Origin of the sequence: Rhodopila sp. (assembly GCF_035548235.1) — a bacterium.
Classification (GTDB): Bacteria; Pseudomonadota; Alphaproteobacteria; order Acetobacterales; family Acetobacteraceae; genus Rhodopila.
In genome coordinates, this window is the sequence record NZ_DASZTJ010000112.1 from 1 (window position 1) to 7,646 (window position 7,646).

General features: G+C 68.2%; 8 protein-coding genes. 3 read left to right on the forward strand and 5 right to left on the reverse strand.

The window, feature by feature from the left end; genetic code table 11:
• The 3 genes from VHB27_RS09790 to VHB27_RS09800 form a co-directional block, all read right to left on the reverse strand.
• Positions 1 to 1,376: acyclic terpene utilization AtuA family protein (locus VHB27_RS09790; RefSeq protein WP_325599748.1), on the reverse strand; the 1,376-nt coding region annotated here is incomplete at its 3' end.
• Positions 1,373 to 1,675, reverse strand: a complete 303-nt coding sequence (locus VHB27_RS09795) for a DUF4387 domain-containing protein (RefSeq protein ID WP_325599750.1) — start codon at positions 1,673 to 1,675, stop codon at positions 1,373 to 1,375. The genes VHB27_RS09795 and VHB27_RS09790, both read right to left, overlap by 4 nt.
• Positions 1,672 to 2,898 carry an amidohydrolase family protein gene (locus VHB27_RS09800; RefSeq protein WP_325599752.1) on the reverse strand — a complete coding sequence of 409 codons (1,227 nt, stop codon included), beginning with the start codon at positions 2,896 to 2,898 and terminating at the stop codon, positions 1,672 to 1,674. The genes VHB27_RS09795 and VHB27_RS09800 overlap by 4 nt, the downstream gene beginning before the upstream one ends.
• A 162-nt stretch (positions 2,899 to 3,060) precedes the next feature.
• Between VHB27_RS09800 and VHB27_RS09805 the strand changes: the two genes are divergently transcribed.
• Genes VHB27_RS09805 through VHB27_RS09815 form a run of 3 tightly spaced genes read left to right on the forward strand, consistent with a single transcriptional unit; the run spans position 3,061 to position 6,372 of the window.
• Positions 3,061 to 3,708: a MarR family winged helix-turn-helix transcriptional regulator gene (locus tag VHB27_RS09805; protein ID WP_325599754.1), complete on the forward strand. Its 648-nt coding sequence runs from the start codon at positions 3,061 to 3,063 to the stop codon at positions 3,706 to 3,708.
• The gene (locus tag VHB27_RS09810) at positions 3,708 to 4,805 is read left to right on the forward strand and encodes an HlyD family secretion protein (RefSeq protein WP_325599756.1); all 1,098 of its coding nucleotides are present in this window, start codon (positions 3,708 to 3,710) and stop codon (positions 4,803 to 4,805) included. Before VHB27_RS09805 ends, VHB27_RS09810 begins: the two co-directional genes overlap by 1 nt.
• Before the next feature lie 22 nt (positions 4,806 to 4,827).
• Positions 4,828 to 6,372 carry a DHA2 family efflux MFS transporter permease subunit gene (locus VHB27_RS09815; RefSeq protein ID WP_325599758.1) on the forward strand — a complete coding sequence of 515 codons (1,545 nt, stop codon included), beginning with the start codon at positions 4,828 to 4,830 and terminating at the stop codon, positions 6,370 to 6,372.
• An 83-nt stretch (positions 6,373 to 6,455) separates the two neighbouring features.
• Here the strand turns inward: VHB27_RS09815 and VHB27_RS09820 are convergent, their stop codons facing one another.
• Together VHB27_RS09820 and VHB27_RS09825 are read right to left on the reverse strand one after the other, a co-directional pair.
• Positions 6,456 to 7,271: a YgfZ/GcvT domain-containing protein gene (locus tag VHB27_RS09820; protein WP_325599760.1), complete on the reverse strand. Its 816-nt coding sequence runs from the start codon at positions 7,269 to 7,271 to the stop codon at positions 6,456 to 6,458.
• A gap of 47 nt (positions 7,272 to 7,318) precedes the next feature.
• The coding region (locus VHB27_RS09825; RefSeq protein WP_325599762.1) for a hypothetical protein at positions 7,319 to 7,646 on the reverse strand (328 nt) is incomplete at its 5' end.

Below are 7,646 nucleotides of genomic sequence, written 5' to 3' on the forward strand. Positions count from 1 at the left end.
ACCGGAAACAGCGCCGTCGCGTCGTCGACGTGCAGCAGGTGGTAGACGTTGAAACGATAGGCCGGCCCCAGCGACACCTCGGGCGGGGTGAACGGGAACGCCACGTTCCCTGCCGTCGACAGCCGGCCGGGATAGCCGAAATGCAGCAGGAACTGCTTGCAGGTCCGCACCACCTCGGCGGCGCGTTCGCGGGTCGGGGCGATGCATTCGCCCATGATGAAGACTTCGCCGGGCGGCGCCTCGTGTTCCGGCGTCACCATCCGCACGCCGTCGATGCCATAGACCCGGAACCGCAACGTATAGTCCTTGGGATGCTCCTCGCAGACCAGGCTGTCGACCAGGTCCGCCACCTTCGGCAGCAGCGCCTTGCATTCGGCGATGAACCGGGGATCGGCCGATCCGCACAGCAGCACCGCCCGCTCGCCGATCTTCAGCGCGCCTTCCAGCTTGATCGTCGGGCTGTCGGTGTCGCGCCAGGACGCGCCGCTGACCCGTGCGCGGCGATCGTCCAGCGCCTCATACCGAGCCTGCGACAGGTCGAGCGTCCCGTCCGGCTCGCGCATCACGAACGGATCGGACTGCTCATACAGGCTGTGCGCGGCGACCGAGGTCGGCGTCGCCTGCCGCTCCGGGTTCGTGCTCTCCAGGACGAAGCCGTCATGGTCCAGTTCCGCCAGGATCGGATCGCGGCCGCCGGGCACACAGCATAACGAGCCGCATTCGATGATCTTGGCCATGTGCATCGCCAGCCCCACCGGATACCCCAGCAGCGCCGGCAGCGAGGCGAAGATCGCCGTATCGCATGCCCGGCCGGCGACGATGACGTCGACATCCGCCTCCAGCGCCGCGCGGAAGGGCCCCATGCCCATCTGCCCGACGATATGCGCGGCGTCGTCGATATCCGCCGGCGTCAGGTCCGGCATCGAATCGAACCGGCTGACGCGCCCGGCCCGCAGCGCCGCGTGCAGCAGCGGGCGGGGGATATCGGCGCGCATCACCGCCATCCGGAACCGCAGCCCGTCGGTGCGCGCGAGGTCGCGGATCATCGCCAGCGTCGCGTCCAGGTGCGGTCCCGCGCCGGCCGATCCGGCGGAACCGATCACCATCGGCACGTCCAGCGACCGCGCGGCATGCAGCACCCGGCGCAGGTCGCGGCGGGTGGAGCCGGGGGCGGTCGCCATCTCGCCCTTGCCCAGATAGGTCGGCCCGATATCGATCGACCCCATGTCGGCGCCGATCAGGTCGGGCTTGCGCTCGATCCCTGCCCGGAACGTTGCCGCCGGGATGCCGTAGCCAAGCTGGCCCGAGGCGCCCATCAGGCGGATCGGGCGCGGATCGCGGCGCAGCGCCGCGATGACGCGGCCGGACGCGCTCATATCTCGACCCCCAGCAGCGGGGCGTGCTGCTGTGCGCCATAGACGTCGTAGTCGCCCGGATCGCCGGCCATGATGGTACGCGCGAGCACGATCTTGATCGCCCGTCCGACCGGGTACGGAATGATCGTCACGTCCTGGGCCGGCACTCGGTACAACCGCCCGATCGCCGAGGCCCCCAGCGCCGGGGACTGGGCGACGCGGTGATAGTCGGCGTCGGTGGCGAACATGATGTCCAGCGTCAGCCGGCGGGGGCCGGCGTTCTTGCTGCGGATGACCTGGGCGATCTCGGACAGTTTCATGGTTTATGCAACTCCGCTCTGGGCCGGGTGACGGTCTGCTTGCCGTTCTTGAAGCAGGCGAGGGGCAGGCGCACTTCGGCGACCGCCTGCTCGGGGGTCGTCGCGTCGAAGATGACGATGTCCGCCGGGTTGCCGACCGCGAGGCCGTAGTCCTTCAGGTTCATCAGCTTCGCGGACCGTTCCGTCAGCATCATGAAGCACTCGCGCAGCCGCTGCGGCTCCCCGACCTGGCAGACATTGGCCTGCATGTTGGCGATCCGGATCAGGTTGCCGTCGCCCAAGGGTGTGAACGGGTTGAGGATGTTGTTGGACGAGATCGAGCAGTTCACCCCATGCTCCACCAGCACGTTGGCGTTGGCCACGCCGCGCTGGATGCTGTGGGTCTGGTTGCGTCCCATCATGTAAAGGTCGGTCGCCGGCAGTACCGTCACCGCGACGCCGGCGTCGGCGATCTTGGCGGCCAGCGCCGACAGGTCGCGCGGCGGCAGGGTCGAATACTTGCAGCCGTGGCCGACCGCGACGCGGCCCTCCAGCCCGTATTGCTTCGTCAACTCGCAGACCAGGTGGATATCCATGTCGTCGGGGCTGTTGCCCGAGTCCAGGTGCATGTCGATATCCGTCCCGAATTCCCGCGCCAGTTCGAAGATGCGGCGGATCTGCCCGCTCTTGTCGGGATCGTAGTTCGGCGCCGCGCCGATCACCTTGGCGCCGCGCCTCAGCGCTTCGATCAGCAATTCGCCGGAGCGGGGATTGTTGGTCAGCCCCTCCTGCGGGAACACGCACAGCTCGATCTCGATCGCCCAGGCGTAGTCGCGGCGCAGCGTCTCCAGCGCATCGTAGCTGCGCATCTCCACCCCGCCGTCCAGTTCGACATGGGTGCGCATGCGGGTGGTGCCGAACTTGATGCAGTTCTCCAACGTCTGGCTGGCGCGCCGGTAGACGTCGGCTTCGGTGAAGGTGTGCTTCACCGCCGCGACCCGGGGCACGGCGTTGGCGTTGCGGCCGTCCTCGGGCGGGCAGCGATCGATGATGCGCGTCTTGTCCAGATGGATATGCGTCTCGACCAGGCCCGCGCAGGCAAGCTGGCCCCCCGCGTCGAACGCCTGGCCGTCCCCCGCCAATCGCGGCGCGATCGCAACGATCCGGCCGTCCGCCACGCCGATGTCGACCGGCGCGGCGTCCGGGGCATGCGGCAGGCGGGCGTTGCGGATGATCAGGTCCATGGGGTCTCCGAGGGAACGAGGGAAGTGCCGGTAGAGTGCGGCCCTCCGACCGGGGAGGCAACCCGTCCGACCGTTACGCCGATGACGCGTGACGGCCCTGCGATGAGCGCATGGCAACCACACTAGCAGACACATCATAACGCGCGTTATGATGTGATTGGATTGGAGCAGCGTGATCGGGCAAAACGCCTCGGTTGCGATTCAACCGGCGGCATCACCAGGGCTGCGGTCATCAACGACAGCCCCGGCAACGACAATGTCATCGAGGACAACGTCATCAAGAACAACGTGATCAAAGACAAGGTGATCAAGGACAAGGTCTGGGGCGAGGCCCATTTGGACGACTTCCATCGCGACATGCTGTTCCTGTTGCACGACGTCGCGCGCCTGCTGCGCGTCGAGGCGGACAAGCGCGCACGCCAGCACGGCATGACCCGCGCGCAATGGGCGATCCTGATCTGGCTGGAACGCCAGCCCGGCATCTCCCAGAAAGAACTCTCGGAACTGCTGGAAGTCGAGCCGATCACCGTCGCCAGGTTGATCGACCGCCTCCAAGCGCGCGGGATGGTAGAGCGCCGCCCCGACCCCCGCGACCGCCGCATCTGGCGTCTCCATCTGCTCTCCCCCGCTCGGGACGTGCTGCACGAGATCGATGGCCATCGCGCGGACATGACCCGAATCGTCACCAACGGCATCGATGAAGCGACCCTGGAAACCATGACCGAGGCCCTGCTGCGGATGAAAGCGACCCTGACCCAGGATTCTCACGCGAAACGCGGCCTCGATGCCGATACGCGGGAGGAAGTCTGATGTCCCAGGCCATCGCGGGGTCGCGCGTCAGCGACACGATTACCGACCGGCCCGTCCGGCGGCGGATGCGGCTTTCTGCTCTGCTGCGCCCGCTGCTGATGCTGGGCGGCATCGTCGCGGTGATCGCCGTCGCCGGTTACTGGTGGCTGACCGGCGGGCGCATCGTTTCGATCGACGACGCCTATGTCCGCGCGGCCAAGGAAGTGCTGTCGACGGACGTCTCGGGCATCGTCGCCCAGGTGCCGGTGCATGAAGGCCAGCACGTCAAAAAGGGCGACGTGCTGCTGCGGCTCGACCCGCTGCCGTTCAAGCTGGCGCTGGATGGGGCGATCGCCTATCGCGACGGGCTGCTGTCCGACCTGGACGCCGAGAAGCTGGACTACCAGCGCATGCTGCGGGACGTGCAGGTGAAGCAGGCGATCGTCGATGCCGACCAGGCGAAGTTCGACCGCTATGCCGCGCTGGTCAAGAGCGGCGGCATTACCAAGCTCGATTACGACGACGCGCGCTTCAAGCTGCTGGAAGACCAGCGGCAGGTGGAGGCGATGAAGACCCAGGCGGCGGTGGCGCTGACGAAGCTGGGCGGCGACCCGAACATCGACTCGCACAAGCAGAACGATTACCTGCAGGCCGTCGCCAAGGTCCGCGAACTGCAGCGGCAACTGGACCACACGGTGATCTATGCCCCGTTCTCGGGCATCGTCACCCAGGTCGATACGGTTCAGCCGGGGATGTATCTGGCGGCCGCGACCGCCGCCTTCGGCCTGGTGTCGGACGATAACGTCTGGGTCGAGGCCAATCCGAAGGAGACCGAGCTGACCTATGTCCGGCCGGGCAACCCGGTGGAGATCTCGGTGGACACCTATCCCGGCCTGACCCTGAAGGGCGAGGTGCAGTCGATCGCGCCCAACAGCGGGTCGGAGTTTTCCGTGCTGCCGGCGCAGAACACCTCGGGCAACTGGGTGAAGGTCGTGCAGCGCATCCCCGTGCGCATCAAGGTGTTCCGCAAGGACGGCGATCCCCCGCTACGCGCGGGCATGAGCGTGATCGCCGACATCGACACCGGCCATAAGCGCAGTTGGCGGGACCTTTTTTGACGGTCCCTGATCCGCGGCGGCGATGACCGAACGGGACGGCGTTCCGCACCGGCTGATCATCACGCTCTGCACCGTCGGCGCCACGTTGATGCAGGCGCTGGACCAGACCATCGCCAACGTGGCGCTGCCCTATATGCAGGGCAGCCTGTCGGCCACGTATGACGAGATCACCTGGGTCCTGACCTCCTACATCACCGCCGCGGCGATCATGACCGCGCCGGTCGGCTGGCTCGCGACGCGGTTCGGGCGGAAATACCTGTTCATCACCTGCCTGGTCGGATTCACCATCACCTCCATGCTGTGCGGGGCAGCGCAGTCGCTGTCGCAGATGGTGGTGTTCCGGCTGCTGCAAGGCGTCTTCGGCGCCGCGCTGGTGCCGCTGTCGCAGGCGACGATGATGGACATCTATCCCGCGGAGCAGCGCGGCAAGGCGATGGCCATCTGGGGCGTCGGCGTGATGGTCGGCCCGATCCTGGGGCCCACCCTCGGCGGCTACCTGACCGAGATGTACAACTGGCGCTTCGTCTTCTACATCAACCTGCCGTTCGGCGTGCTCGCGACGCTGGGCCTGCTGTTCTTCATGCCGAAGGCGGGGACCAATCCCGGCCTGCGCTTCGACTGGATCGGCTTCGCGGTGCTGTCGCTGGGGATCGGCGGGCTGCAGATGATGCTGGACCGCGGCCAGGACCAGGACTGGTTCACCTCCCGCGAGATCGTCACCGAGGCGGTGCTGGGCGGCCTGGGCGTCTACCTGTTCCTGGTGCACATGATGACGGCGAAGCGGCCGTTCATCCCGCCGGTCCTGTTCACCGACCGCAACTTCGCCGCCGGGCTGTCGCTGATGTTCATGACCGGGACCATCCTGGTGTCCAGCTCGTCGCTGATGGCGCCCTGGCTGCAGAACCTGGCGAACTATCCGGTCGAGACGGCGGGCCTGACCATGGCGCCGCGCGGGATCGGGACGATGGCGGCGATGATGCTGAGCGGGCGGCTGTCCAACAAGATCGACCCGCGCTGGCTGATGGCGGCGGGGATTGTCGCCCTGGCCTGGTCGATGAACGAGATGACGGGCTGGACGCCGGATATCGCGCAGTGGCGCATCACGACGGTGATCATCGTGCAGGGGGCAGGGCTGGGGCTGGTGTTCCTGCCGCTCCAGGTCATGGCGTTCGCCACGCTGCCGGCGCAGTACCGCACCGATGGCGCGTCGCTGTTCAGCCTGTTCCGCAACATCGGCGCGGCGGTGGGGGTGTCCATCACCTCCTCGCTGCTGGCGCACAACGCGCAAGTGCTGCACGAGCAGATCGGCGCCCACGTCAATCCGTTCAATCGGTCCCTCCAGGTCGGCGGGATGATCGCCCGGGCGTGGAACCCCCGCACCGCGCATGGCGCGTCCGTGCTGGACCAGATCGTCAACCAGCAGGCGCAGATCATCGCGTATATCAACGATTACCGGATGATGGTGTTCACCACGCTGTCGTCACTGGTGCTGCTGGTGCTGATGCGCCGGCCAAAGGGAGACGAGGCGGCGGTGCCGCCGGACGCGGCGCACGCGGCCCTGGACTGAGGGACGCCGTCGTCCTCCCCCTCCCGCCGTGGCCTGGCTTGATCCCGTCACGGCTCGGCTTAGTCCCCGTCATGGGCGCGGCCCTACCCCTGCGTCGCGGGCAGCCTCATCCAGGCCGGCACGCGTGGCGTCAGTCTTGCTCCGCCGCACGACAAGCCGTGGTCCAGCGCGTCCAGCCGCAGCGTCGCCAAGCCGATCCCGTCGCGGGCGGAGCGCATCGTCCCGACCTCGGCGCCGTCGCGCAGCACGGGGGTCCCCGGCTCCGGCACCGGGCCTTCGATCGCCACCGGCACCAGCCGGCGCTTGATCAGGCCGCGGTATTTGGTGCGGGCGGTCAGCTCCTGGCCCATATAGCAGCCTTTCTCCCAGGACACGCCGCCCAGCTCGTCGAAGCCGGCCTCCAGCAGCACGCTGCGGTCGGTCTCCAGGTCGCGGGACCCGTCCGGCAGGCCGGCGGCGAGGCGGTGGCGGTCCCAATCCTCGGGCGTCGCCGTCGCAGGCCGGGGGGAGGCCGTCAGGCAGCGCCAGGCGAAATCCGGCAGGCGCGGATCCGGCGCAATCACGCCCTCGGCCGGCGGCGGGCCGTCCCAGCCGACCTGCACCGCCAGCGCCGGCTCCGCCCGCACCGTCACCCGCATGCGCAGCCGGTAGCGCGACAGGCGTTGCACCAGGTCGGCGGCCTGGCGCTGCTCGCAATCCAGCAACAGCCGGTCCCCGGCGTCGAAGATGAAGAAATCCGCGAGCCATTTGCCCTGCGGCGTCAGCAGCGCGGCCCACACGGCATGCCCGGGCCGCACGGCGGCCACGTCGTTGGACACAAGGCCCTGAAGGAAAGCGACGCGGTCATCGCCCTCGATCGCGACGACGCCACGGTCCGGCAGAGACGTAAGGGATGTCATGCCCGGATACTTGGCGTCACCGCGGGCCGGCGCAATAGCACGATGGCTCAGGCGTCCACGGCCTGCACGGCGCGTTCGAGCGCGTCGCGGCGCCGCGCCTTCTGTCCCGCCAGCGTCCCCAGCGTCAGGAACGCCGAACGGGAGCGGTCATAGCCGGCCTGGCGCAGCGCCTGGTCGCGGATCACGCCGCTGATCGCCGCGTACCAGGCCTCGGTCCGGTTCGCCACGAGCCGTCCCGCCGGTCCGTCCGCCAGCGATCCCCGATACGCCGGGACATTCGACGCCAGCACATAAAGGCCGAGTGCCGCGTAATCCATCAGGGCGGCGTCGGAGGCGAAACGATTGCCGGGCGTGTCGGCCAGCGGCGCCAGCCCG